Origin of the sequence: Paenibacillus polymyxa (genome assembly GCF_018614975.1) — a bacterium.
Taxonomy (GTDB): Bacteria; Bacillota; Bacilli; order Paenibacillales; family Paenibacillaceae; genus Paenibacillus; species Paenibacillus polymyxa_E.
The window spans coordinates 286,226-312,704 of record NZ_JAGGNR010000014.1 but is presented as its reverse complement, the minus strand read 5'-3'; the positions used below and the strand labels follow the sequence as shown (position 1 = coordinate 312,704).

Genomic DNA, 26,479 nt, shown 5'->3' with positions numbered 1-26,479 from the left:
ATGTCCGAATGGCAAGTTTATCATTTACGTGAAAAGGAGGAACCTGACATGATTAGTGAATTTCAGGATACAGTGCCTCAACCAACGGATGGATTCCCGCCTGTGCATCTGGATTACAACAAGTACGAGAATGTACTCGAGCATCTGGATAGCGGTATTATGTTGTTTGACAGTCACGGTGTATTGACGTTTATTAACGTTCAGATGGCAAAGTTGTTGGAGCTTCCAAGAAGTCTGTTGAGCGGCTGCACCCTGATGCAAATGCTGCATCATCCGCAGATGAGCCGATTCAAGAAAAAGAAAATTTTACGTATCTATCGGGAAACCATTTTTCATCGTAAGCGCTATCATGAGTTGATTGATGAATACGGAAGGCATTGGCTGGTTACTGTGACGTACGGTGATCAGATGGATGGCGACTTTTTATTCAGCGTCAAAGATGTATCTGATTATAAACAAATTGAACAGACCGCTTATCAAAATGACAAACTTGCGATGCTGGGGCGGATTTCAGCATCTATTGCTCATGAAATTCGTAATCCGTTGACTGCAATCCGTGGGTTTATCCAATTGCTCAGGCCCCATTTGCTGCAGCTCGGCAAAGACGAGTACGCTCGAATCATACTGACGGAGATTGATCGGGCGAACGACATCATCTACGAATTTTTGAATTCTTCCAAACCGTCAGCTCCACAGAAGACCGTGATGTCCGTCGACTCTTTGCTCAAAGAGGTGGTCTTGCTGACAGAAAGCGAAGGTTTGATGAAGGGATGCGAGATCATACTGGATGAAGGGGATGCCCCGCTGAATGTGTCCATTGATGTCAAACAGATTAAGCAGGTTATTTTGAATATGGTGAAAAACGCAATGGATGCCATTGAGGAAGTTGGCGAAGAACATACGGGTCTAATTCGAATATCTACCGCCACGGAAAACAAGTTTGTGCAGATCTCCATCGCGGATAACGGTCATGGGATGGACCATAACACGCTTGTCCGTCTGTTTGATCCATTCTTCACGACCAAGGAGAGCGGGACGGGGCTTGGACTCTCGGTGAGTTACCGAATCATCAAGAACCATGGAGGCACCATCTCTGTGGATAGCAAAAAGGGCGAAGGTACGCGGTTTATGATTATGTTACCCTTGGTATATTGAGAAAAGTGGGGAGTCAAGGAGTCGGGTATTTGCCGACTCCTTTGTTTTATGTTGCCAATAAAGGTTATAGTTAGTAATGAATGCGAATACATAAGCTCCATAACGGAAGGATGAGATGCAGATGGAAATCCAAGGAATGGAACGAATGAATCAACAATTGATGGATCACGTGGGAAAAGTGATTGTGGGAAAAGAGCATACGATAGAGCTGGTGATGACAGCAATCATAGCGTCAGGACACGTACTGCTGGAGGATGTACCGGGTACCGGGAAAACGATGCTTGCCAAATCGGTAGCCTCTTCATTGGACTGCACCTTCCAACGGATACAGTTTACACCGGACTTGCTGCCCTCTGACTTAACAGGGATTCATTTTTTTAATCAAAAAGAAGGGGATTTTGAATTCCGACCCGGCCCCTTGTTTGCCAATCTTGTACTAGCCGATGAGATTAACCGGGCTACACCGCGTACGCAATCAAGTTTGCTGGAGTGCATGGAAGAGCGCCAGATCAGTATCGACGGTTCAACGAGACAGCTGGAACGGCCATTTATCGTTATCGCCACTCAGAACCCTGTAGATAACCAGGGAACTTTTCCGCTACCTGAAGCGCAGATGGATCGTTTTATGATGAAAATTCGCATGGGTTATCCGAGCAGTGAAGAGAGTGTAGAAATCTTGAGACGTACGATAGCCAGTCGTTCTGTTGATGATCTCTCGGCAGTGATCAGTCGTGAAGAACTTTTGAAGGCACAGGATACGTATAAAACAGTGCAGATCAACGAAGATTTGCTGCGATATATCATTCAGTTAACCGAAGCGACAAGGCAACATCCAGAGCTCTCGCTTGGCGTAAGTCCACGAGGGGCTCAGGCATTACTCAAGGCAAGTCAGGCATGGGCTGCACTGCATGGCAGAGACTTTGTTTTACCTGATGATATTAAAGTGCTGGCGGAACCTGTGCTGGCCCACCGACTGGTATTCCGTAACCGGATCAGACAACAAGAGGGCTTGGCTGAGCGTATCATCCAGGAACTTCTGAATCAGACAGAAGTTCCTACGGAGAATCTCGCTACAAGCGGGCGTTAGTCTTATGGCATTATTATGGCTTGTCCTTGTTGGAGGCATTGTCGTTGTTATACATGGTGTGTGGTTTGGACGACCTGCACTGCGAAAGCTCAAGTACAGCAGACAATTCAGCAAGCTGCGTTGTTACGCTGGAGATGAACTTGAGATGGTGGAGACGATATCAAATGAGAAACGAGTCTCCGTACCGTGGCTCAGACTAGAATCGATGATGCCAGTGTCGTTTGTATTTCGTTCCGGTTCAGGTATGGATATTAGTCAAGGCGAGATCTATCAGAACCATAAGAGCATTTTTACGTTAAAACCGTTTACTCGTATTACGCGCAAGCATCCTTTTACATGTACTCAGCGTGGAATTTATCCATTAAATACAGCAACGATGACAGGTGGGGATCTCTTTGGTGTGTGGCGTTCCACCAAACCGATTCCTTTGCAAATGTCTATGGTCGTGTATCCTTCATTAGTGAATGCAGAGGATCTTCCTGCAATTTATCAGGTATGGCAGGGAGAAGTGGAAGTATCACGATGGATCGTTGAAGATCCTTTCTTGATCCTGGGTGTTCGGCCTTATGGTGCAGGAGACCCCATGAATCGTATTCACTGGAAAGCGAGTGCACGTACAGGTGAATTACAAGTCTACAAGCAGGGATGGACAGCTGATCCGCAATCCTGGATTGTAGTCAACATTCAGGAATCGGCAGATATGTGGAGTGTTGTCACTCGACCGGAAAAGATTGAGCGGGCACTCCGTTACGCAGCCACGGCTGCAGTGGATGCCATCGGTAGAGGGTTGCCGGCAGGCTTCGCCCATAATGGTTATCATGTGGGTGGAGGCCGCGATACACTTCGGATTGAGCCGGATTATGGCACGCCCCATCTGGAAAGGTTACTGGAAGCTATGGCAGAGACAGAGTTGAAATGTATGGTTCCCATGGAGCAATTCCTGAATGATGAAGTACGTCTGAATGAAGAAGCACAGCAAATCCGCAGCTATCTGCTAATTACATCCTATGTATCTGCCGCTATGGAGCACGAGATTGCACGCCTACACGAACAAGGACATCGTGTGACGATTCTCCCGGTAGAGGACGTGAAGGGTAATACGAAGGCGGTGAGTGCATGAGGAACAGACCGGTGGCGACGACAAAAGGACTCATAGCAATGCTTGCCGTCTTGATGGCTGGCATATACCTTTTTCCGATATTTACGCTTGCTTCATTCTACGCAATGGAACATTTGCCGTTCACAGTATTCATCCTGGTCGTTCTTGTAGGTTGGTTAGGACAGTTCATTCAGCATAAAATTCCAGGTTTTAGCGAGAAGAGTACTTTCATTCGTGGAGTAACGGCACTCATCATAGGATTTCTCTTCGCACTCGTTGTTGGGATGAGCCTCATTCTCCCATTGTCGGATATCATCACATTGGTACTGTGTGGAGTCATATCGGCTTATGCAGGTCTGACCTTCCAGCCAGTCTTTCATTCAGTGTTGTTATGGCGCTTGCAGATTATGGGTGTAATCAGTGCAATCTTGCTTATGATTGCTTCGAATTCGTTGGAGTTCATGCAGCCGATACGAACCTACACCATATGGATCTATATTGCGGGAGTGATCAGCTTTGCCTTTTGGCTAGTTGGACGATATATGCTGCAACTGGATCAGGCAATGCTCAATGACGGCAAGAGAAGATTGGTATTACGAGATTTTGCACGTGCGAATCATCAGAGGTTCATGTGGATGTTTGTTGTCATCGTCGCGATCGGTGCTTTCCCAAGTCTGGCTGCCTGGCTGGGGCCGCTGCGTGACCGCTTGCTTGCATGGATCAGGGGATGGTTTGGTCCGATTTCCGGCGAGGAGCCACGATTACCAATGGACAACCCCAATCAGCCGCTAAATATACCGAATGACTGGAGAGAGCCGCCATCCGAGCCCTCAGTCTTCTGGAACATCCTCGGGTGGGTAGTGATGTGTGCTGTAGCAGGAGCAATCCTGTGGCTGCTTATGAGGTTGGGTCAAAAAACGATAAACAGACTTATGGATCGATTCAAGGGGATGTTACAACCAGGTGAAAAGAAGGCAGAACCACGGACGGAGTATATCGATGTCAGTGAGACGCTTGATGCGCCAGCAAAAGTCCGAAAGAATTGGTTTCGTAAGAAAGAAGCGCCACCTGCGCAGGATGCTGAACGTGTTCGGTATTACTATCGGACTTGGATTGAAAAAGCCGCTCATCGAGGCGTCGAAATACAGGGGACGCACACTCCCCTGGAGGCTGCACAGACCATTATTCAGAGTGGTGTGAAGTTAGAAGAAGATGAGCTGTCTGCGAGACTGCCAGATACGTATAATGCCGTTCGTTATGGAGAGAAAGCTCCCGATCGTTCCGATATGGTTGAGATTGACCGAATCTGGAAATCTTATCGAAGTAAATAAGTCCGGAATCCCTTTACTTTTCTTGTCACGTTCAAGTATCATGAGAGGAATACACAAGTTGGTCAGAAAAGGAGCAGACATTAATGAAGACAAATCATTGCAAAATTGTAGATTGTACGATCCGTGATGGCGGATTGGTGAATAATTGGGACTTTAGTGTGGACTTTGTTCAACAGCTATATGCTGGATTGAATGAAGCTGGCGTTGATTATATGGAAATTGGATATAAGAACTCTCCGAAGTTGCTTAAAGGCGCCGAGGAAGCAGGACCATGGCGTTTCCTGAACGATGATTTCCTGCGTAAAGTTATTCCTCAAAAAGGCAATACCAAACTGTCTGCACTGGTTGACGTAGGTCGTGTGGACGAAAATGATATCTTGCCTCGCAGTGAGAGCATGCTGGATCTGATCCGGGTTGCTTGCTACAGCAAAGATGTAGACAAGGCACTTGCACTGGTTCAAACATTCCATGATCGTGGATACGAAACTACACTTAATATTATGGCACTCTCCAATGTTATGGAGAATGAATTGCTGGAAGCATTTGAATTGATCAAAGAAAGCGCTGTGGATGTTGTTTACATTGTAGATTCTTACGGCAGTCTGGATCATAATGATGTGAAATATCTGGTAGAGAAGTTCAAGACTCACTTGCCTAACAAGCGTCTTGGTGTTCACACACATAATAATATGCAGCTTGCATTTTCTAACACATTGGTTGCGGCAGAACTTGGCGTTGAACTGCTTGATGCTTCTGTGTATGGTATGGGCCGTGCAGCAGGGAACTGTCCAACCGAATTGCTCGTAGCTCATCTCAAAGGAACGAAATACAATCTGCGTCCAGTACTTGGTGTATTGGAACAGCTGATGGTTCCACTGAGAGAAAAAGAAGAATGGGGTTACATTCTGCCTTACATGATTACAGGTGCGTTGGACGAGCATCCACGTTCAGCGATGGCGATTCGTTCATCCGAAGACAAGGATAAGGTTGTTGATTTCTATGATAAATTAACAACACCAGAAGTGAATTTTGATAAGTAATATAGTCTGAAATACAGTTGCAAATTAGGAAAACATGGACTCTAACTTGAGCTCCATGTTTTTTTAGTTCTTAATGCCTTGTTTTTCTCTATATCCATGAATAAATATTCCTAGGAGTAACTATTTTTTTAGTTCACGTATACAAAATTAAATGTTATTATGTACCAGATAGCATGTGTATGCATGTGAATTGAACGTTGGTTAATATTTTTTTGTCGAATCGTGTAGTAAGTTGTTAAGTTTGGTTAATGTAATTCAGGATAGGTGATCCCGGGAAGGAAAACACGGCATGAAGGTTAATCTGCAAGATCAGAGAAAAATAAGTTGGGTCGCTGTGTGCGGCTTGTTGTGTTTCCTCGCAAGTCAATGGTTTCGTTCTTCTTCAAGCTCTGATCTGATCATATCGGGTTACCCGGTTTTGACACTCTTGGGTGGATTCGCAGCAGCAGCGGCTTGTATCGGCATCTACAATCAAAGCTGGTTGTTTCGGACACAGAAGCTAACTCTTCGGAGGACATTATTGACAACACTCTTTTTATTAGTTGGTCTGTTTGAACTGGTTCATATCGTTTCATTTGCAGAAGAGATTCCAAATGGAGCCATGATGGAATCGGAGTTCTCATTAATGATGTCAACTATGGGATCTTTGGTATGTTCAGTAGGTTTACTGCTCGTGTATAGCTTAAATGAGAAAGAAATTGCATTACCACGCAAATTCTTACTGTTCAGTGGGACATTGGGTACCTTTGTTATTTTGTACATACTGGCTATTCAGGAATGGAGCATGTTGCCGAGTATGCTTGATGGTGAAGTGCTGGGTGGTATCTTCACCCGAGTTCATCTTATGGTCGGATTGCTCTATGGCATTATTGTAGTTCTTTTGTTTGTACAATGGAAAAAAACCAAAGACGGTGATTTACCAACCATTCTGTGTGGCATTCTGTGTTTCTTTTTTGGTGAATGTTATTTTGTTTCAGCAACTGGGGTGAACGATCTCAATCTGTTATTAGGACTCCTGAGTAATTGTATGGCTTATTTTTTCATTCAAAAAGGGCTGTATACGTCTGTAGTGGACACGCCTTTTCTGCAACAGCAGGTCGCGGAAGCCAAGATGAACTATATTGCTCATCATGATGATGTAACGGGACTTCCAAACCGTCGTCGCCTTTCACAGCGGTTGAAAAAAATGATGGATGATGCCGTGGTGGAGGAACAGCTTGTTGGCGTACTGGTTCTGAATATTAATCGGTTCAAGACCATTAATGATTCGCTCGGACAGCAAGCAGCTAACCGGGTTTTGCGTCAGGTAGGTCAACGACTGAAACATTCGTCACTTCCAGGAGAAGAAGTCTTTGGATTGGGAAGAGATGAGTTTGCATTAACGATGACAGATTTCAGTTCAACCGATACAGCGTTGCGTCGGACAAGATCCATTCTGCAACTTTTTGAGAAGCCGGTCTTGGTTGATGGCAATGAGTATCATCTTACACTTGGGATCGGGATGGCCATTTTCCCACATGATGGGGAGTCACCACTGGAGATTATTCAGAATGCAGATACGGCTTTGCACAGTGCTAAGGAACAAGGATTGGAACTGAATCGTTTTGCCCATGCGATGCAGATGAAGGCACAGGAGCGTTTGCAGCTTGAGAATGATCTGCGCAAGGCGTTGGATCGAGGTCAGTTCTACCTGGTTTACCAGCCGCAGGTTAATCTGCAAAGTGGGCTAATCGTTGGCATGGAAGCCTTGGTGCGCTGGCAGCATCCGCAGCGGGGCTCAGTATCTCCGGCTGAATTTATTCCTCTGGCAGAAGAGAGTGGGCTCATTGTACCGCTTGGCGAATGGGTGCTTCGTGAAGCGTGTGCACAGAACAAACAGTGGCAGGAAGCCGGTTATCGTAAACTGTGTGTTTCGGTGAATCTGTCGATGAGACAATTCAGGCACTCCCATTTGTTGGACAATATTAATGGCATTCTCAAAGAGACGGGACTAGAGCCTGTATGGCTTGAACTGGAGATTACAGAGAGCATGACATTTGATAAAGATCGGTCATTCGAACAATTGCACAAAATCAAAGAAATTGGTGTGCATATCAGTATTGATGATTTTGGAACGGGATACAGCTCGTTGCACTATCTGAAGGATCTGCCGATTGATCGGCTCAAGATTGACCGTTCATTTGTGAATGAAGTCATGGAGGACAGTAACAACGCTGCGATCGTATCTACCATCACTTCAATGGCGCATCATCTACAACTGAAAGTCACAGCTGAGGGCGTGGAGAACGAAGATCAGATGATCTTTCTTCGCAATCAACACTGTCACGAGGCTCAGGGTTATTTCTTCGGCAAACCGATTAAAGCCGCTGAATTTGAAAAGCAGTTTTTGAGAGATGTGGATAAGCCTACAGGATAGGGAACAGCGGGGGCGCGAGGGTGCTCCTGCTTTTTTAAGATGGAGACGTAATGAAAAAAATGGGAAATATGACTTGCATGCTATAGAGGATCATGGTATATTATTATATGTAAAATCACTGTTAAATTCCTAAGGAACTTAACAATTAAATCTTCAATCATGCGGGTGTAGTTCAATGGTAGAACTTTAGCCTTCCAAGCTAATAGCGTGGGTTCGATTCCCATCACCCGCTTAACGAAGCAGTACCGGAGCCCTTGCGATGCAGGGGCTTTTTCTTTTGCCCTAAAAGAAATCTCGTGGTAACAGCAATCAGAAGATTGTTTTGTCATCGGAGTGGCGAGTAAGTAAGTATTCTTTTGTTTAATGTATATACCCTTTGCTTTTTTACAATGATCTGGTACAATAACGGAGAAATTGATACTACACATGAATGAGAGGTAACCATACGTCCCATGAAGTAAAACACATGAATTGAACCCCAGTTAACTGCAAACGGTTTTATGACGCAGTCAGCCAGAGCGGCTGAGCAATGAGGGGATTCGTGTGTCCAAATTCAGCTATGGGATCAGGTATGGAACAAGTAAGCCATGAAGGTTACGTGTACCCTGTGTTTGGGGTTTCTTTGTTCATGCCGTAGCTTACCTTAGATCTGTCTTTGAATGCTTGATCCAACCCTGAATTGCCAAACCGCCGGCTGATGCCAGCGGTTTTTTTTGTTCATCAAAAAGGATGCAGGAAGGATGAGGCCTCATGATGACATTGGTACGCTTACATGAAGTATCAAAAGAGTGGAACGGTAATGAATTGTTTACAGGATTAAATTTGGAGATTAATGAGGGTGAGCGACTTGCCATTCTGGGTCGCAACGGATGCGGCAAGACAACGTTGTTACGTATCATTTTGGGAGAAGAGTATGGTGGTGGACGGATTGAACGTCATATTCCGCAGCAGGAATGGGGGTTCATGCGCCAGCGTTCGGAGATTGAGACGGGCATGAATGTACTGGATGCGGTCCGGCGAGAGAGCGGACAGATCTATGAAGTAAAACGGAACTTGGAAGAACTGGAACAACGTTTGAGCACTAGCACTGAAGCGGATGATGAGCTGCTTGCAGCTTATACACAAGTCATGGAGCAATATGAACAGTTGAACGGTTATATGTGGGAGACCGAGGTAGAGAAGGTACTGACACGTCTTGGATTATCCGCAGAGCATTGGAACAGACCCTACCATTCCTTGAGCGGTGGACAAAAAACAAAGGTGCGCCTGGCGGGGCTGCTTGTCAGCAAGCCCAAATTCCTGATCCTGGATGAACCGACGAATCATCTGGATGAGGGAAGCATGCGCTGGCTTGAAGAGTGGTTATCCTCATACGAAGGTACGCTGTTATTTGTATCTCACGATCGTACGTTTATTGATCAGGTAGCAACAGGAGTCATTGAGTTCAGTCCAGATGCCCTGACCAAATACAAGGGCGGATACTCCGACTACAAACTCCACAAAGAGCGTGAATTACGGGAACAGGAAACGATCTACCGCAGGCAGGAGTTGGAACGTAAGGCGCTGGAAGAGACAATTCGAAATTATCAGGAATGGTTCCATAAAGCGCATAATTCGGCAACCGATGTGGAGGTGAAGATCACCCAGAGCTTCTACAAAGCCAAAGCTAACAAAAATATTTCGCGTTACCATGCGAAACAAAAACAGCTGGAACGTTTGGAGCGGGAACGGGTGGATAAACCTCGTGAAGCTGCAAAGTTGAACATGGAATTACAGATGAATCCACTGGCTGCACGCCAGCTGCTTGCGCTGGAAGAGGTGAGTTTTTCATATACGGGAGACAAATCATTGCTGCGCGATCTTCAAATTACTGTGGAACGCGGAGATCGGCTTGCTGTACGGGGCCCTAATGGAACAGGCAAGACAACACTGCTGAAGTTGATGATTGGTGAGCTGGAACCTTCACACGGCAAGGTCACACGGCATCCACAGCTGAAAATCGGTTACTTTTCACAGGAGCTGGAAGGGCTTCCCGAAAATCTGACGCTGCTGGACAGCTTGCTTACCCTTCCATCCATGACACAAAGTGCAGCACGTACCATTCTGGGATGTTTCCTATTCTCCAGAGATGATGTGTTCAAGCGCATTGGGGATCTGAGCATGGGGGAAAAGTGCAGAGTGGCATTTCTAAGGCTATACTTTGGCGGAGCCAATCTGCTGGTGCTGGACGAACCAACGAACTATCTGGACATTGATACCCAGGAAGTCATGGAGAATGTATTAAAACAGGCTTCAGGTGCTTTAGTGCTTGTATCCCATGATCGGATGCTGACGAAGTCTCTCGCGAATCGATTATGCGATCTGGAGGCTGGTGGCACAGCAACTCTGTTTGAAGGAGGTGTGTCGGATTGGGAGCAGTCCAGCAAACTTCGGGAGGTGGCGCTGGAGACCCGGGAATCCGATGACGAGCGGTTACGATTGGAGATGCGACTATCGGAGTTGCTGTCTCCTGTGAGCACTGCTGGAAAAGACAGTCTGACACAGCCTGAGCATTCGAATGAGCGAGCAGTCGAGGCAGCTGAGATTCGCGAAATCCAGCAGCGCCTGAAACAATTGAAAGATAGGGGGCAAGCATAAATTAGAACATGGACCGGCTTGCTATTTCAATCTATTTTGCATATAATTATGAACGATCATCGATGATTACATCGATATAGGTAAACTAAGCAAACGTGATGATGGAGATAAGTAAGCAGTGCCTCTGGACAGGGAGGAAGCGCCGTAGATTGAGAGCGTTTCTGTAGAACAAGGCTGCCGAAATTCACTCCGAAGCGGTTCCCTGAACCTGTTTGTGTGCAGACACAGAGGCAACAGTAGGGGCAAACGGTTAACGGTCGTTATTCCGTACAAAGTGAGACAGAACCAGTTGCAGGCCAGAAGGGCCGCGCAGCAATGGATGTCTAACAAGGGTGGTACCACGGTCTTTTCGTCCCTTCAGGGGAGAGAAGGCCTTTTTTTGTTGCAAAAACACCACAAAAAGGGGGCAATTACACATGAAAGAACGTTTAGAGGCATTGAAGATCGAAGCGCTGGAGCAGTTGTCTGGTGTGAATGATCCGCAGACGCTTGGTGATCTGCGTGTAAAGTATTTGGGGAAAAAGGGTGCTTTGACTGAAATTTTGCGCGGCATGGGTGCACTTAGTGCAGAGGAACGTCCAGTTATTGGTCAAGTAGCCAACGATGTTCGGGCTGCCATTGAGGAAGTCATCGACAGCAAGCAGGGTCAGTTCCAGAAGGAAGAGACGGCGAAGCGTCTGCAATCCGAGAAAATTGATGTGAGTCTGCCAGGACGTCATGGACGTCAAGGCGGACTGCATCCACTGACCAAAGTGGTACAGGAGATCGAAGATATTTTCATCGGTATGGGATACCGCATTGCGGAAGGTCCTGAAGTTGAAATGGATTATTACAACTTTGAAGCATTGAATCTGCCGAAGAATCACCCGGCGCGCGATATGCAGGATTCCTTCTATGTTACAGAAGACTTGTTGATGCGTACCCATACATCTCCGGTTCAAGTACGTACCATGCAGAGCATGAAGGGCGAAGTGCCTGTCAAAGTCATCTGCCCAGGTAAAGTATACCGCCGTGATGACGACGATGCGACGCACTCTTTCCAATTCAACCAGGTTGAAGGATTGGTCATCAGCGAAAACATTCGTATGAGCGATCTGAAAGGAACCCTGCTACAATTCGTGCGCGAAATGTTCGGTTCCCACACAGAAATTCGTCTACGCCCAAGCTTCTTCCCATTCACAGAGCCAAGTGCGGAAGTGGATGTAACCTGTGTACAATGTGGCGGCAGCGGCTGTCGCGTATGTAAGCAAACAGGCTGGCTTGAAATTTTGGGCGGCGGTATGGTTCACCCGAAAGTACTGGAAATGGGTGGTTATGATCCAGAGAAATACAGTGGTTTTGCATTCGGCATGGGTGTAGAACGTATCGCCATGCTGAAGTATGGTGTCGATGATATCCGTCACTTCTACAATAGCGATCTGACCTTCCTGAAGCAATTCGGACGGCTGTAACTTAACAATACAATGGATCAACTTGTATAGAGCAAGCGTTATGAACCGGGAACACCAATTTATAGATGAAGGAAGTGAACGTCCATGAGAGTATCGACAGATTGGCTGTCTGATTATATTTCCCTTGAAGGTGTGACGCCACAGGAATTGGCGGAGAAAATCACCCGTGCGGGAGTAGAAATTGATGTAGTGGAGAACCGCAATAAGGGCGTGAATAAAGTTGTTGTGGGTTATGTGAAGAGCAAGGAGAAACACCCCGATGCAGACAAACTGAATGTATGTGTCATCGATGCCGGCCAGGAAGAAGATCTGCAGATCGTGTGTGGTGCGAAAAATGTGGATGCAGGCCAAAAAGTAGTCGTAGCCCTGGTTGGAGCGAAGCTCCCTGGTGGATTGGATATCAAAAAAGCCAAACTGCGCGGCGTTGTCTCCCTTGGCATGATCTGTTCTGCCAAAGAGCTGGGCATGAACGACAAATTGCTGCCCAAAGATCAGCAGGAAGGTATTCTCGTTCTGCCAGAACAAACGGAGATTGGCACGCCAATCAGCCAGGTTCTTGGTCTTGACGACCATGTGCTTGAACTGGACCTGACACCGAACCGTTCTGACTGTCTCAGCATGCGTGGTGCGGCTTATGAAGTGGGTGCCATTCTGGGTCGTGAAGTGAAGCTGCCAAGTCCCAAAGACCAACTGGTTGAAGCTCGCGATGCGGCTGCGAATCATATCTCCGTAGAGATTAAGGCACAGGAGCAATGCAGTCACTATGCAGCTCGTTATGTAACCGGTATTAAGCTGGGTGCTTCCCCACTGTGGATGCAAAACCGTCTCATGGCGGCAGGTGTTCGCCCAATCAATAACATCGTTGATATCACGAACTATGTCATGCTGGAATACGGTCAACCGCTGCATGCATTCGATGCGGATAAGCTGGAAAAGGGTCATATTGAAGTGCGGATGGCCAACGAAGGTGAAACGATCGTTACGCTCGATGGCCAAGAGCGCAAGCTGGAGCCGCACATGTTGCTCATCACGGACGGCGTGAAACCTGTAGCCATCGCTGGGGTTATGGGTGGCGAGAATTCCGAGGTATCGGAAGGCACGGTGAATCTGCTCTTGGAGTCCGCCAAGTTCGACGGCGGAACCGTTCGGAAAACGTCGCGCCAACTGGGGCTGCGTTCCGAAGCAAGCATGCGTTTTGAAAAGGAAGTAGACCCGGGTGCGGTGATTACGGCTTTGGATCGTGCCGCTGAACTGATTCAGCGTTATGCTGAAGGTGAAGTGCATCAGGGAATCGTGGAAGCTGGAGCGGAAGCTGCGGAGAAACGTGTAATTCAATTGTCGCTGGGCAGACTGAATCGTTATCTGGGAACCGATCTGTCTTTACTTGAGGTGAAAACCATTTTCGCTCGCTTGCACTTTGCATGTGGTGATGCTGATCAAGGATTGCTGGATGTGGAAGTACCAACACGCAGAGGGGATATTACACTCGATGTAGACTTGTTTGAAGAGATTGCACGCTTGTACGGATATGACAACATTCCAACCACCTGGATTGAAGGACCGACGACTCCGGGGGCATATACACGCTCTCAAGCAATGCGTCGCACCATTCGTGGATTGCTCTCAGGAAGTGGCTGGCAGGAAATGATCAGTTACTCCTTTGTACACCCGGATAAAGCGACTCTGTTCCCGGCGTTGACACAAGGTAGTAAAGCCGTGGAACTCGCGATGCCTATGAGTGAGGACCGCAGTGTGCTTCGTACGAGTATTTTGCCACAAATGCTGGATGCAGCGGTGTATAACATGAACCGTAAACAGGATTCACTGGCAGTATTTGAAGTGGGCAATGTGTTCTTCACCGAGGAAGCTCAGTTGACCAAGCAACCGCATGAGATTCCAGTACTGGGGCTACTGCTCACCGGGAATCGTGCAAGCCAGCAGTGGAATGTTGGAGCGGAGAAAGTAGACTTCTTCGATCTGAAAGGTGCCCTTGAGCATCTGTTCACCTATATGGGGCTTGAACAACGCATTCGCTTGGTAGCAAACAGCCCTGAAGGATTCCATCCGGGACGTTCCGCATCGGTTTACCTGGAAGGCAAGGATGGCGGGGAAGGCACATTGATCGGTACATTGGGTCAATTGCATCCGGAACTGCAACAGCAGTATGATCTGAATGATGTGTACATCGCAGAGATTGCACTTGAATCGATTTACAGTGAAGCAGACGCAGATATTCGTTATCGTGAGCTTCCGCGTTTCCCGGCCATGGAACGTGATATTGCGGTTGTTGTGAATGAGGATGTTGAAGCTGGAGATATGCTGCGCGTCATTCGTGAATCAGCGGGTGAATTGTTACAAAACGTACAGGTATTCGATGTGTTTACTGGCAGTAAACTGGGTGAAAACAAGAAAAGCGTGGCGATGGCACTGGTGTACCGGAATCGTGAACGTACACTCACCGATGAGGAAGTTACTGAAGTTCATGCCCGTGTAGTGGCTCGTCTGGAAGAGCAATTCGGAGCGGAATTGCGTAAATAGGACAGAAGAAGATTTTTTGAACAAAGATTAGCAGGAATTGTTTGAAGTCACATCGAATCCTTAGCATTAGAGGATCGATGTGACTTTTTTGTGATTACAGCTTAGAATCAACATACAGACTTGAAGGAGGGCACAACTGTGACTACACCTGATCGTACACGCGTCACCGTAGAGATCTACGGGACTTCCTATAAACTGGTTGGCAGCAGTGCCGACTATATGAAACAAGTAGCTAACCTGGTAGATGAGCGTATGAGCGCGATCTCCAAGCAAAATTCCCGTCTGGATACTCCGCGTATTGCGGTACTGGCGGCTGTACATATGGCTGAACAGTCTCTTCAGACTCAGGAAATCCGTAATGAACTGAAGATGCTTACTGGAGAACGTACAGAACTGAGAAACGAATTGAATCGGTTAAACGCCATACAAAATGAACATGAAGAAGAATTGGAACGGCGTGACCAGGCTCTTGCTGATATACAGAAGCTGAAGCTTGAAGCAGAGCAGGCGCTGCAAAAGTCCGAAACGGACAAAAATTCAGAGATAGCCAAGTTGAACAAGCTGCTGGAGCAAGAACGCGCTCAAGCAACGGAGCGCGTGCAGAAATTGCAGGCCCAAGCGACGGCACAACTGAAGGAAGCAGAAGCCAAGGGAACGAAACAGCTGAAGGAAATGGAAGAGAAAGCGGCTAACCAGCTTAAAAATGCACAGGCACAGGCTGCTTCCCAGCTCAAAGAAGCTCAGAACCGTTCTGCAGCCGAATTGCAGCAGGCGCAGCTCAAAGCTGCGGCACAATATAAAGAGTTGCAGGACAAGGCTGCAGCTCAATTAAAAGAAGCCGAAAGCCGTGCCGTTGCAGAACGTCAACAGATTGAAGCCAAGGCTGCGCAGCAGGTTCAGACAGCCAAGGAAGAAGCCGAGTCGGCCATTTTGTCCGAGTTGGAGCAGGCGGAGAGCAATCTGAAGAAAGCTCAGGAAGAAGCAGCACTGCGATATCATGAACTTCAGCAACAGATGGAACTTCGTCTTCAACAGGCTGAAGAAAAAGCGCTGCAACAGACACAGAAGCTCACGGATCAGGCGAAGCAGGAGCGGGCTGACTTGCAGGAACAAGCGGAGCAGAAGCGCCTGACTGAGATAAATCAGTTGAATGCGGAGTTCAAGGCGTTATCCGAGCAGTTGGAACTCGAATGGATGGAGAAAGAAACAGCCCTCGAGGAACAATTGCAGCAAGCCAAGGAAGCAGCAGCATCCCAGGCAACAGAAGCTGCATCGGCAGCAGAGGCCATTCTGCAAGAAGAACGGGGCAAGCTCAAGCAGCAGCTTGAGGAACAACGTAAACAGGCGGAGACTCGACTATTGGATGTGGAAGAACAATTAGAAGAAGTAATGACCCAGCTCATCAGTGCACAGGACATGGTTGCAGAGCAAGAACAGCAGCTTCAGCACGAGCGTGGTCAATTGGAATCGTTACGTCATGAGCATGGGGTCCGTAAACAGGAGCAGGAAGTTCAGACTCGCCGAATTATGGAGCTGGAGCAGCAACTGGAGCAGTTGAAAGAGGACCGTTCCCAGTTGCAAGAGCTTCTGCGTGAAACGGAGCAGGCTGCCCAGCAATCCCGTAATTCACAGGAACATTGGAAGCAGAAGTATAATGAAACTGTGGATAGAGAAACCTCTCTCACAGCACAGCTACGCAAACTTCAGGAACAGCATGCACAGCTTGAACAGGAAGTGCAAAAGCTTCGTGAGGCTGAAGTGAAGTCGGAAGAGGAACAGCGCAGGTTGCATAAGGTGCTTGAACAGGCTCATGCCGCGGTGCGTACATTGCAGCATGAGATCGGCACGCTTACGGAACGTGAGCAATCCTGGAAAGACCTAGCTGAGCAGCGATTGGCGGAGATCGGGGACCTGGAGAACCAGATTCTCGAAGTTGCTGAACAAAATGAAACGTTGGAATCTGGTGTGCAATCCCTTCATGATGAATTGTCCGTGGTGAAGGAAGAGTCTCGTTTTAACCATGAAGAAGCTGTGCAATACCAGAAGGAAGCAGAGCTTCTGGAAGAAAAACGCAATCAGCTTGAAGTTGAGCTAAATGTTGTTCGTGAAGAGCTGAACCGACTTCAGGATAACTATAAACAAATCCGTAACGATTACAGTGATGCATTACAACGGGAAGAGAATTACAGTTCCAAGATTGATGAATTGAGCAAGGAGAAGCAAGAGATTGTGAGCGCGCTTGAAGAAGCAAGACATTCTTCAGCTAAACTTTCCGAGCGATACTCGGAGCAAGAGAGCCGACTAGCCCAGACTGAGGAAGAAGCGTTGGATTGGCAGATCAAACACGAAGAACTGTCAGCCAAACAGGCCGAGTTGGCATCCCGTCTGGAGCAGTTGACAAGACGTGAAGAAGAACTTCGCTCAAGCGTTGAACAAGCAGAGCAGAACGACCAGGTGTGGCGACGCCGTGCAGACGAATGGGCGGCTCAGGAACAATCCTGGCAGGAACGCTGGGCTGCACTTGAGAATGAACTGACGGTTTGGAAGAGAGAAAGTGCGGCAAGTAGTGAGTTGCTGGAGGGACTGGAGCAAGAACGACAGCAACTGGACAAGTTACGTGCAGAAGCGACCCAAGAGAAAGAGATCATGGAAACTGAACTGCTTGAGATGGGGGAGCGTTATGAACTGGCGGCCAACCAATTACGTTTGTTACAGGTTGAACGTGAAATGGAGCAGGAAAAGGCAGAGCAACTGAACAAGGAATATCGTCAGTTGCATGATGAATATACGAAATTGCAGACGGAATATAACGAATGGATTGAATTGATTGAACAGGACCAGACCTAGCGGAATGAATGTAGCAGAACTGGCTCGTGGGCAACGTACTCTGGTACAATTTGTTATACTAAAGAAGAAGGAGCTCCCGTCGCTGCGGGGGCTCCTTGTCTTGAAACCTATTCTTCAACGATAATTTTGGAGATCATGCTGCTGTGTCCTGAACCACAGAAGACAGAACAGGACATTTCAAACTCACCAACTTTGTCCGGGGTTATCACTTTGGAACTATTTCTGGTATCCAGTTGAAGGTTCAGCTCAGGCACAAGGATTCCGTGATTTCCGTTTACATTTTCATAAACAATGTTAACCGGAACGCCTTTTTTAAGATGGTACTCAGGTTGATCGAATTCATAGTTACTTGCCTTGATGACCAATTCTTCACTGGCTGTAACTTCAGCATCGGATCCATTACTGCCAGATTCTGCGGACTGTTTCGCCCCTCCACATGCAGTGAGGACCAGAATTAACATACAGGCAGCGAGCCATGTTATGCCTTTCTTCATCATGTGCCTCCTTAAAGCGTGATATGGATAAAATTTGAATGATTGCTCCAGTCATCATACCGCAATATGTGGATGCCTGTACACGCTGCGTATGTCGTTTTTTTGAAAATTGTATGTGTATGGCAGAGCTTGCGTACTGCCCGAATGAAATAAACCCCTTCCGGCCCAGGGCCTTCAGAGGTTTAGGAGAATTCAAGGGGACGTAAGGTGAAGTGGAGATTAACTTTTGGAGCTTCGTCCGGCATCAAAAGGGGTGGATACCGGGATGAAGAGATCGATAATCCCGATAACCAGCGCAGCGAGAATGGCACCGAGCAGGCTGACCTCAACATGATCTACAACATATTGACCAAGCCAAATCACCAGTGCGCTAACGATAAATCCGACAATACCGCGACCAAACGGGTTGACTCTTTTGCCGAAGATACCTTCAACGATCCAGCCGAGCAGGGCAATGACGAGAGCAAGCAACAGGGCGCTCCAGAAGCCACCAACGGCGAATCCGGGAACGATCCAGCTAACCACCATTAATACAATTGCGGCGATGATAAATCGCACGACATGTCCCAGGAAATTCATGGTGTTTACCTCCTTTTATTCAGGTTGAACTGAGCAGGGCGACTCCAAGGGGATGGAGAGGTTGCACAATCCTGACACCTGTAGTTTGTGGTGCTATGGTTGAAGTTATGTGTGGAAGGATTCGTTAAATAGCGTAAGAAAGTTTCTTTCGTTATAATACAGATATAGTTTGGAAGGAGTTGTACACTTGGACACGAAAATTTTACACACACTGGAATATCGCAAAATTTTAAATACACTACTTAGCTTTGCCCAGACGACCATGGGAAAAAAGAAAGCGGAGCAACTTGAACCAAGCAGTGAACTTGAAGAAGTGAAGCGGTTGCTGCAGCAAACCGATGAAGCCTTCACATTTGATCGCCTGAAAGGCTCACCGTCGTTTGGGGGAATTGTAGATATTACAGCTTCCATCAAACGTGCTGAAATTGGAGGCACACTTAACCCTCACGAACTTTTGGGAATTTCCAATACAACCTTTGCGGCGCGGCGATTGAAACGTCAGATTGGTACTTTGCATGAAGATGAGCCCATCGAATCTTTGTTTTATATCAGCGACCAACTGTCAGAGCAAAAAACGCTTGAGGATGCCATCAAAAACTGTATTGACGATAATGCAGAGGTTGCCGACAGTGCAAGCGTAACACTGGCGCAGATTCGTCGTGAGCTGCGAGGCGGAGAAGCGCGGATTCGTGAAAAACTCGATTCCATGATTCGGTCCTCTACTGTATCCAAAATGTTGCAGGATCAGCTCATCACAATCAGAGGAGACCGGTTTGTTATCCCGGTAAAAGCTGAATATCGTTCGTACTTTGGCGGGATTGTGCACGATCAATCCGGTTCGGGTGCGACATTGTTCATTGAGCCGGAATCGATTGTTGCAATGAACAATAAATTACGCGAGACCCGGATTCGGGAAGAACGCGAAATAGAGATTATTTTGCAGAAATTGACGGCACTTGTCAGTGAGCAGGGAGAGTGGCTGTTGTATGATGTCGACTTGCTGGGTTCACTTGATTTTATCTTTGCCAAAGCACGTCTTGCTCGTGAACTGAAAGCAACATTGCCTCGCATGAATGATCGCGGTTTCCTCAAACTTAAAAAAGGTCGGCATCCGCTGATTGCGATCGAAAACGTGGTTCCAATCGACATTGAGCTGGGCAATGATTACACATCCATTATCGTGACAGGTCCCAATACGGGGGGTAAAACGGTAACGCTCAAAACGATTGGATTGCTTAGCCTGATGGCAATGTCCGGTTTATTTGTTCCGGCTGAGGATGGCAGTCAGTTATGTGTATTTGATGCGATCTATGCAGACATTGGGGACGAGCAGAGTATCGAGCAGAATCTGAGTACCTTCTCCAGTCATATGACCAACATCATTCGCATTCTGAAAAACATGACCCCGAAAAGTTTGGTATTGCTCGATGAACTTGGAGCAGGAACAGATCCGGCTGAAGGTTCCGCACTGGCGATCTCCATGCTGGAGCATATGCACCGGACGGGATGTCGCATGGTTGCAACCACTCATTACAGTGAACTGAAAGCATACGCATATGAGCGTAAAGGTGTCATTAATGCCAGCATGGAATTTGACATCAACACACTCAGTCCAACCTATCGCCTTCTGGTGGGTGTACCTGGACGAAGTAATGCATTTGCCATTGCAGAGCGACTGGGGCTGCCGAGTTACATTCTTGAATACGCCCGTGGCGAAGTGAAGGAAGAGGATCAACGGATTGAGCACATGATTGCTTCTCTTGAAGAGAACCGTCTTACGGCTGAACAAGAGCGTGACAAGGCAGAGAGCTTGCGCCAGGATATGGAGAAATTACGCAGTCGTCACCAGACTGAACTGGAGAAGCTGGAACAGCAGCGTGATCGCCGGATTGAAAAAGCAGAAGAAGATGCACGGGGCATTGTGGACAAGGCTCGCGCGGAAGCGGAGAAGATTATAGCAGATCTTCGCCTGTTGGCTATGGAAGAAGGTGCTTCCGTGAAGGAGCACAAACTCATTGCTGCCCGCAAACAGCTGGACGAGGCGGAACCGGAGAAACGCAGGAAAACGGTCAAGAAGACGGCAACAGCGCCGAAGACTCGTGCCATCGGTCCTGGTGATGAAGTACTAGTCTACAGTTTGAATCAAAAAGGCCATGTTGTAGAGATGTCGGGCAGCAAAGACGCTATGGTACAACTGGGGATTATGAAAATGAAAGTATCCCTGGATGACCTGGAACTGCAGCAATCGGCTCCCGCAGCCAAACCAAAGCAAAAACCGGTAACGGGTATGAAACGTACACGTGATGACAATGTGAAAAGTGAATTGGATCTGCGTGGTACCAATCTGGAAGAAGCCCTGATGGAGACAGATCGGTTCATTGATGAAGCTTTCCTTGCCAACCTGGGTCAAGTTTATATTATTCACGGTAAAGGTACAGGAATTTTACGTTCCGGTATTCAGGATTACCTGCGTAAGCATAAACATATTAAAAGCTACCGGCTGGGCAATTACGGAGAAGGCGGAAACGGTGTGACCGTCGCAGAATTAGAATAGCCGGTCCATGAATGAATGATATTCTCCGACCTTATTCATGAAGGTCGCAGATGGGGAGAGGGGAACGGTGCGTGATAGAAAGCATTGACCAATTGCTGTCTCATCCCTTGGGGATGGTACTCGGTTTTTTCTCGGTAGCGATTATGGAGCTGCTCATATTTCTGGCTTGCTTTGAACTGGTGACCAAGTATAAATGCTGGACGGAGATCAAGAAGGGCAATGTGGCCGTTGCGATGGCTACAGGAGGTAAGATCTTCGGGATCTGCAACGTATTGCGGTTCTGCATACAAGCAAAATCTTCGGTGTATGAAGCCATGACGTGGTCGTTTGTTGGGTTCTTTCTTCTGCTCATTGCCTATTTTTTGTTCGAATTCCTGACACCCGTGTTCTCCATTGATAAGGAGATCGCAGCGGACAACCGAGCTGTTGGATTGATATCCATGGTTATTTCCGTCTCATTGTCGTTTGTTATTGGCGCGAGTATTATCTAGGGGGACCGGTCATGAAGATATTGATACGGATTCTGTTTGCGGCATCAATTGTGTTCTTTGCTATCGGTGTCATTTATGTGATGAATACATGATTTGAAAGAGAAAGGTTGATTTAATATGGAGACAACAGTATGCCCTTGGTGTCACACGGAGATTGTATGGGATGAGGAACTCGGTCCTGAAGAAGAGTGTCCATATTGCCACAATGAATTGAAGGGATATCGTACGCTCAACATTGACATCGGAGATGAAGAGCAAGATGAAGTTGAAGACGACATTTATGATGTGGATCATGGAAACGATGATAAACAGACTACGGATCTTTCAGATCTGTGGGGGGATGAAGTTGAGCTCAAATTGCCGGAGTTGCGAACGTTAACCAAATACGCCGATGAAGGTAATGACCTGATTCAATATGAACAAGGTGTCCAGAAGCAACTTGATCATCAGGAAGAAGTACCGGAGTGCCCGAATTGTCGGGAATTCATGATTCTTGCTGGTACTCAAGCTGCAATGCAGGATAACTTTACTCCAGTTGCTAACTCAGCTTCGGGCGAAGGGTCACTATTGTCACCACCTTTTAAGGTATTGACCTATGTATGCTCGGGATGTTTCCAAGTTCAATACAGTCTGTCTGAGGAAGATCGTCTGCGTCTGATTAAGAACCTGAGTACGCAGGAATAAGCTTTTCGTAGATAAGAACCACAATTTCAAAGCAATCCTGAAGATTCATCATGTTTTCCTCTTGCTTGGGGTACGTTAACCCTAAGACCTACCTGTACACAGTTCACATCAGGTGGATGAAGGAGGAGCAGATGAAGATTACTTTAGGCCGACAATCCATTCTGCTTTTGGGCGTGAATGGATTGTTTGCGTTAGCCGGAGCGCTGTCGGGAACCTTTTTGAATGTGTTTCTGTGGAAAAGCCGTCCGGATTATGCCATGTTGGGGTGGTTCACTCTCAGCCAGCAACTGGCCATTGGACTGACATTCTGGCTTGCTGGCAAATGGGTCAAGGAACACAATAAAATGAGTGCACTACGATTAGGTACTGCGCTGTCCGGCATATTTTATATGATCGTCCTCTGGGCTGGTTCCAAAGCTGTAGATTGGATATGGCCTATGGGTATACTACTGGGTTGTTCCCTGGGGCTATTCTGGATTGCATTTAATGTTGTGTATTTTGAAATAACGGATCGGGAAAACAGGGATCTATTCAATGGCTGGGTCGGGTTACTTGGTTCGATGACAGGAATTATAGGTCCTTGGTTCTCCGGTCTGATTATTACTCGTATGACAGACAACACAGGATATCGACTCATTTTCACGGTATCGCTCGTCATTTATGTCATTGCAGTAGTCTTCAGTTTTTTTCTGAAAAAAAGAAAGGTGAGCGGTACATACCGCTGGTCAGAACCTTGGATACAGCTATCCAAGCGGGATAGTCCCTGGAGGACCTTAGGCTGTGGTTTATTCGCTCAGGGTGCACGTGAAGGTGTCTTTGCCTTCCTGATTGCACTGCTTGTATATTTGGCTACCGCACAGGAGTACAAATTAGGGCAGTTCTCACTCATCACTTCTGCTGTGGCACTAGTAAGTTATTGGGCAGCCGGGAAATGGTACAAACCACAGTATAGATCAAAAGGCATGTTCATTGGAGCCCTCATTCTGCTCATTGTGCTTCTTCCTCTTCTCTGGAAAGTGACCTATGGTACGCTGTTAATCATGGGGATTGGGAGTGCTGTTGCGATGCCGTTATATGTACTACCGATGATATCAGCGGGATTCGACATGATGGGCACAAGTGGCGAAAATGTGGAGAAAAGGGTTGAACTTGTCGTTTTGAGAGAGTTATGCCTGATGCTTGGCAGACTGTGTGGGTTGGCCATCTTTATTGTGACAGTCATAAATGCTCCATCTCTGCGCATGTTAACCTGGCTTATTATTTTCCTCGGTGCTTCCCCGTTAATTGGATGGGTCTTTATGCGTAAGTTATTGAACCGAACGGAAGTGCAAGAGCCCTCGGCTTAGCAGGCTTCCCATTATACAAACAGGGTACAGCGGCTGCAAAGAGAACTTTCCGTGTGCTGTACCCTGTTTGTATTGATTTATTTTGATGTTATACAGGAGATGGTTTACTTGTACGTGTGAGAGAGAACAGATCCATATCAGGGTTTGGTTTGCCAGTAATAGCATCCACAATTAAGGAAGCAGCAATCATGCTGTATACCGTCCCGTTACCTCCATACCCTTCTACAAAATATGAATGCGGATAATCCGGATGTGTACCGATCAGGGGGAGGCCATCATTCGTATTACCAAACACAGCACCCCAGGCATAATCGACTTCAAGATCTTCTAAAGGGAAATAGGAACGGACCTCTTCCAGGAGTGTATCTCCCCGGTGCTGTGCCCGTATTTCACGTTGATCCTCCCGAGGTGTTTCTTCATCCAAACCGCCTGCGATGATTCGGCTGTCGGGTGTTGTTCGCATATACAAATATGGGCGAGCTGTCTCCCAAATCATGCTGTGTTCAAACCATTCACTAAGATCAGACAAGGGTTTGGTAGCAATCGCGTAGGTCGTTTTCAGATAGGCTCCGCGATCCTTTTTGATGTCCTGTGTCTCGTAACCGGCAGCAAATATAAGCTTCTTGGCACGGATTTTACCGTTGGCAGTGTGGCAGACTACACCATCCTCATCGTATTCACAGTGTATCATCTCTGTCTGACCATAGATTCGGGCGCCACGCTTATTTGCGGATTCAAACAAGGCATGAACAAAACGATAGGGGTTCACTTCCGCATCTCCCATTGTGTACAGTGCAGCGGGTTTGCTGAAGGGGAAATGCTGGCTTATTTTGTCGGCATCCCACAGTTCCGCTTCAAAACCATAAAGCTTCAAGGTCTGATATTCTTCTTCCAATAGGGCCACATCATCTTCACTGCTTGCAAAACAAAGACTTGTTCGTGGGATAAACCAAGGGTCTGTATCCAGGCTGTCTGCGATTTGAGCAAGTTGTTTCATGGCTTCACGACATAGCTCATAAAAACGTACGCCTGTTGCTTCACCAAAAGTGTGGATACATGAGGTTAGTGTTTTGTCATTGGTATATTGTAAAAGACCTGTATTGGCAGAACTGCTGCCGTGGGCAATGTCTCGCTTATCAATCACAACAGTGTTAACACCATGTTCCGTAAGTAGTTTAGATGTCAATGCGCCCCCCATGCCCCCACCAATGATCAGACAGTCACAAGAGATGTCTTCTTGCAGATCAGAATAATTAAATGTTGAATTGAAAGTGGAGGGCCAGAAAGGTGTGCCATAGACCAGATCCATTAGAAACATCTCCTTTATAATTTAAATTTGTATACTTTTGTGTGACCGGGTTAACAATAATTGCGCATAAACTTTACGCCGAGGAGGCCATCGAACCATGCAGAATCATACTATGCAAGCGCTGAGTCCCAAGGAATTGAACTACATTGCGGACTCGATCGCCAATGAAGAACTGCTGATTAAGCAGTGTGCAGCCACAGCTTCCATCACACATAATCCACAAATTCAACAAGCTCTGAATCACTATGTTCGCTCACATGAACAGCATCTGAACACGCTTGTCAATGCGCTGCAGCAACATCAGTCTCTTGCACCGGCGCAAGTCAGTAATTGAAGACAACTCTAACTGTATAGGAGGAAAACGCATGTATTCTCAATCTTCATCATCTAATGGCGCTTTTATGCAGGAGCAGGATCTGCTGAAGTCGATTCTTGCAGATTTAAGACGAACCTCGCGCGAATATACAACTGCGACAACGGAAGCTTCCTGCCCCATGACTCGTCGAATGTTCACAGACCTGACGAACGATACCCTAAGATTACAAGGGGAACTGTTCAATCTGATGCAGCAAAACAACATGTATTCTGTCTCGTCCAAGGCACTTCGTCAGGATGTGGACAAGCAAATTCAGTCCGCCCACCAGACCCAACAAAAGTGTCAGCAATTCATTCAGGAAAAGAATACGCAGAACAGTTCATATAGCCAAGCTCCTAATGTGCCTCAGCATCAACCGAATTACGGTAACCCTTATTACATGTAACCTATGTAAAAGAGGTTTGAAGCACCTATTGTTCCAGGACCATACCACCGCTTGCCTGAATTCAGGGCAGGCGGTCTTTTGTCTATGCATCAACGTCAAATTCATGTAATATAAGTATTAATTCATTTTCAGGAACCTGGATGACGCTGGAGGGAAAACATGAAAGATTTGAACGATCTGCAATTAAAAGTTCTGGATCTGCTGAAGGAAGATGCGAGAAGGACTCCCGCACTGCTGTCGACGCTGCTGGGGGAGTCGGAAGACAAGGTCAAGAACGCCGTGGCTCAGCTTGAACAAGACCACGTCATCGTTAAATACGCAACCGTCGTGAACTGGAGCAAAATAGATGATGAGAAAGTAACTGCCCTGATTGAGGTGCAGATCACGCCGGAGCGTGGTCGTGGCTTTGAAGGGATTGCCGAACGCATTTATCTCTATCCGCAAGTGAAGTCCGTATATCTCATGTCCGGTGCATACGATCTGCTCGTTGAAGTGGAAGGTGGCAACCTGCGTGAAGTCGCTAATTTTGTGTCGGAGAAACTGTCTCCGATAGACTCTGTACTTTCAACCAAAACGAATTTTATTCTTAAAAAATATAAGCAGGACGGGATTATCTTTGAAGACCATCAGGAAGACAACCGTCTGATGATCTCGCCGTAA

The 26,479-nt window shown here is 47.0% G+C and carries 20 protein-coding genes and 1 tRNA gene; 18 read left to right on the top strand and 3 right to left on the bottom strand.

The genetic code is table 11. The features are described from left to right. Positions 1–48 precede the first annotated feature (48 nt). The 11 genes from J7E78_RS14565 to J7E78_RS14515 all read left to right on the top strand — a co-directional run bounded on the left by J7E78_RS14565 (position 49) and on the right by J7E78_RS14515 (position 17,601). Positions 49–1,155 carry a PAS domain-containing sensor histidine kinase gene (locus tag J7E78_RS14565; protein ID WP_215076973.1) on the top strand — a complete coding sequence of 369 codons (1,107 nt, stop codon included), beginning with the start codon at positions 49–51 and terminating at the stop codon, positions 1,153–1,155. Positions 1,156–1,276: 121 nt separating this feature from the next. Further along, the gene (locus tag J7E78_RS14560; RefSeq protein WP_215076972.1) at positions 1,277–2,242 is read left to right on the top strand and encodes an AAA family ATPase; all 966 of its coding nucleotides are present in this window, start codon (positions 1,277–1,279) and stop codon (positions 2,240–2,242) included. 4 nt (positions 2,243–2,246) lie between these two features. Then, complete coding sequence (locus J7E78_RS14555; RefSeq protein ID WP_124113687.1) at positions 2,247–3,362, top strand: DUF58 domain-containing protein; 1,116 nt, start codon at positions 2,247–2,249, stop codon at positions 3,360–3,362. Continuing rightward, complete coding sequence (locus J7E78_RS14550; protein ID WP_215076971.1) at positions 3,359–4,672, top strand: DUF4129 domain-containing protein; 1,314 nt, start codon at positions 3,359–3,361, stop codon at positions 4,670–4,672. Before J7E78_RS14555 ends, J7E78_RS14550 begins: the two co-directional genes overlap by 4 nt. 83 nt (positions 4,673–4,755) lie before the next feature. After that, positions 4,756–5,712 (top strand): aldolase catalytic domain-containing protein, encoded by a 957-nt coding sequence (locus tag J7E78_RS14545; RefSeq protein ID WP_047842252.1) that lies wholly within the window; start codon positions 4,756–4,758, stop codon positions 5,710–5,712. A 289-nt stretch (positions 5,713–6,001) separates the two neighbouring features. Continuing rightward, positions 6,002–8,128 (top strand): bifunctional diguanylate cyclase/phosphodiesterase, encoded by a 2,127-nt coding sequence (locus J7E78_RS14540; protein ID WP_215076970.1) that lies wholly within the window; start codon positions 6,002–6,004, stop codon positions 8,126–8,128. A 161-nt stretch (positions 8,129–8,289) separates the two neighbouring features. Further along, positions 8,290–8,360, top strand: a tRNA-Gly gene (locus tag J7E78_RS14535). Positions 8,361–8,878: 518 nt separating this feature from the next. Next, complete coding sequence (gene abc-f, locus J7E78_RS14530; protein ID WP_215076969.1) at positions 8,879–10,765, top strand: ribosomal protection-like ABC-F family protein; 1,887 nt, start codon at positions 8,879–8,881, stop codon at positions 10,763–10,765. A 416-nt stretch (positions 10,766–11,181) separates the two neighbouring features. Beyond that, complete coding sequence (gene pheS, locus J7E78_RS14525) at positions 11,182–12,216, top strand: phenylalanine--tRNA ligase subunit alpha (protein ID WP_215076968.1); 1,035 nt, start codon at positions 11,182–11,184, stop codon at positions 12,214–12,216. An 84-nt stretch (positions 12,217–12,300) separates the two neighbouring features. Then, a complete protein-coding gene (gene pheT, locus J7E78_RS14520) occupies positions 12,301–14,754 on the top strand; it encodes a phenylalanine--tRNA ligase subunit beta (protein WP_215076967.1) in 2,454 nt (817 codons plus the stop codon). A gap of 138 nt (positions 14,755–14,892) precedes the next feature. Next, positions 14,893–17,601, top strand: a complete 2,709-nt coding sequence (locus tag J7E78_RS14515; RefSeq protein ID WP_215076966.1) for a cell division protein ZapA — start codon at positions 14,893–14,895, stop codon at positions 17,599–17,601. A gap of 107 nt (positions 17,602–17,708) precedes the next feature. On the opposite strand, the gene J7E78_RS14510 is transcribed toward J7E78_RS14515, so the two are convergent. Both J7E78_RS14510 and J7E78_RS14505 read right to left on the bottom strand, forming a co-directional pair. Next, the gene (locus J7E78_RS14510) at positions 17,709–18,095 is read right to left on the bottom strand and encodes a cupredoxin domain-containing protein (RefSeq protein ID WP_215076965.1); all 387 of its coding nucleotides are present in this window, start codon (positions 18,093–18,095) and stop codon (positions 17,709–17,711) included. Positions 18,096–18,314: 219 nt separating this feature from the next. Next, positions 18,315–18,674 (bottom strand): phage holin family protein, encoded by a 360-nt coding sequence (locus tag J7E78_RS14505; protein WP_017689637.1) that lies wholly within the window; start codon positions 18,672–18,674, stop codon positions 18,315–18,317. A gap of 187 nt (positions 18,675–18,861) precedes the next feature. Between J7E78_RS14505 and J7E78_RS14500 the strand changes: the two genes are divergently transcribed. From J7E78_RS14500 to J7E78_RS14485, 4 genes are all read left to right on the top strand, one after another. After that, the gene (locus tag J7E78_RS14500) at positions 18,862–21,228 is read left to right on the top strand and encodes an endonuclease MutS2 (RefSeq protein ID WP_215076964.1); all 2,367 of its coding nucleotides are present in this window, start codon (positions 18,862–18,864) and stop codon (positions 21,226–21,228) included. 71 nt (positions 21,229–21,299) lie between these two features. Continuing rightward, entirely contained in the window at positions 21,300–21,719 is a 420-nt protein-coding gene (locus J7E78_RS14495) for a DUF350 domain-containing protein (RefSeq protein WP_311517379.1), read from the top strand. Between the two features lie 117 nt (positions 21,720–21,836). Further along, complete coding sequence (locus J7E78_RS14490; RefSeq protein ID WP_215076962.1) at positions 21,837–22,403, top strand: hypothetical protein; 567 nt, start codon at positions 21,837–21,839, stop codon at positions 22,401–22,403. Positions 22,404–22,534: 131 nt separating this feature from the next. Further along, the gene (locus J7E78_RS14485) at positions 22,535–23,749 is read left to right on the top strand and encodes an MFS transporter (protein WP_215076961.1); all 1,215 of its coding nucleotides are present in this window, start codon (positions 22,535–22,537) and stop codon (positions 23,747–23,749) included. Positions 23,750–23,837: 88 nt separating this feature from the next. On the opposite strand, the gene J7E78_RS14480 is transcribed toward J7E78_RS14485, so the two are convergent. Continuing rightward, positions 23,838–25,058: an NAD(P)/FAD-dependent oxidoreductase gene (locus tag J7E78_RS14480; protein WP_215076960.1), complete on the bottom strand. Its 1,221-nt coding sequence runs from the start codon at positions 25,056–25,058 to the stop codon at positions 23,838–23,840. 97 nt (positions 25,059–25,155) lie between these two features. On the opposite strand from J7E78_RS14480, the gene J7E78_RS14475 reads away from it, so the two are divergent. The 3 genes from J7E78_RS14475 (at position 25,156) to J7E78_RS14465 (ending at position 26,479) form a co-directional block, all read left to right on the top strand. Continuing rightward, a complete protein-coding gene (locus tag J7E78_RS14475; RefSeq protein WP_215076959.1) occupies positions 25,156–25,392 on the top strand; it encodes a hypothetical protein in 237 nt (78 codons plus the stop codon). A gap of 31 nt (positions 25,393–25,423) precedes the next feature. Further along, entirely contained in the window at positions 25,424–25,819 is a 396-nt protein-coding gene (locus J7E78_RS14470) for a spore coat protein (protein WP_215076958.1), read from the top strand. Positions 25,820–25,978: 159 nt separating this feature from the next. Continuing rightward, a complete protein-coding gene (locus tag J7E78_RS14465) occupies positions 25,979–26,479 on the top strand; it encodes an Lrp/AsnC family transcriptional regulator (RefSeq protein ID WP_215076957.1) in 501 nt (166 codons plus the stop codon).

Excerpts from the sequence above, each read along its gene's own strand:
- J7E78_RS14565 (WP_215076973.1), top strand. The coding sequence starts at position 49 with ATGATTAGTGAATTTCAGGATACAGTGCCTCAACCAACGGATGGATTC.
- J7E78_RS14560 (WP_215076972.1), top strand. The coding sequence starts at position 1,277 with ATGGAAATCCAAGGAATGGAACGAATGAATCAACAATTGATGGATCAC.
- J7E78_RS14555 (WP_124113687.1), top strand. The coding sequence starts at position 2,247 with ATGGCATTATTATGGCTTGTCCTTGTTGGAGGCATTGTCGTTGTTATA.
- J7E78_RS14550 (WP_215076971.1), top strand. The coding sequence starts at position 3,359 with ATGAGGAACAGACCGGTGGCGACGACAAAAGGACTCATAGCAATGCTT.
- J7E78_RS14545 (WP_047842252.1), top strand. The coding sequence starts at position 4,756 with ATGAAGACAAATCATTGCAAAATTGTAGATTGTACGATCCGTGATGGC.
- J7E78_RS14540 (WP_215076970.1), top strand. The coding sequence starts at position 6,002 with ATGAAGGTTAATCTGCAAGATCAGAGAAAAATAAGTTGGGTCGCTGTG.
- abc-f (WP_215076969.1), top strand. The coding sequence starts at position 8,879 with ATGATGACATTGGTACGCTTACATGAAGTATCAAAAGAGTGGAACGGT.
- pheS (WP_215076968.1), top strand. The coding sequence starts at position 11,182 with ATGAAAGAACGTTTAGAGGCATTGAAGATCGAAGCGCTGGAGCAGTTG.
- pheT (WP_215076967.1), top strand. The coding sequence starts at position 12,301 with ATGAGAGTATCGACAGATTGGCTGTCTGATTATATTTCCCTTGAAGGT.
- J7E78_RS14510 (WP_215076965.1), bottom strand. The coding sequence starts at position 18,095 with ATGAAGAAAGGCATAACATGGCTCGCTGCCTGTATGTTAATTCTGGTC.
- J7E78_RS14505 (WP_017689637.1), bottom strand. The coding sequence starts at position 18,674 with ATGAATTTCCTGGGACATGTCGTGCGATTTATCATCGCCGCAATTGTA.
- J7E78_RS14490 (WP_215076962.1), top strand. The coding sequence starts at position 21,837 with ATGGAGACAACAGTATGCCCTTGGTGTCACACGGAGATTGTATGGGAT.
- J7E78_RS14485 (WP_215076961.1), top strand. The coding sequence starts at position 22,535 with ATGAAGATTACTTTAGGCCGACAATCCATTCTGCTTTTGGGCGTGAAT.
- J7E78_RS14480 (WP_215076960.1), bottom strand. The coding sequence starts at position 25,058 with ATGGATCTGGTCTATGGCACACCTTTCTGGCCCTCCACTTTCAATTCA.
- J7E78_RS14475 (WP_215076959.1), top strand. The coding sequence starts at position 25,156 with ATGCAGAATCATACTATGCAAGCGCTGAGTCCCAAGGAATTGAACTAC.
- J7E78_RS14470 (WP_215076958.1), top strand. The coding sequence starts at position 25,424 with ATGTATTCTCAATCTTCATCATCTAATGGCGCTTTTATGCAGGAGCAG.
- J7E78_RS14465 (WP_215076957.1), top strand. The coding sequence starts at position 25,979 with ATGAAAGATTTGAACGATCTGCAATTAAAAGTTCTGGATCTGCTGAAG.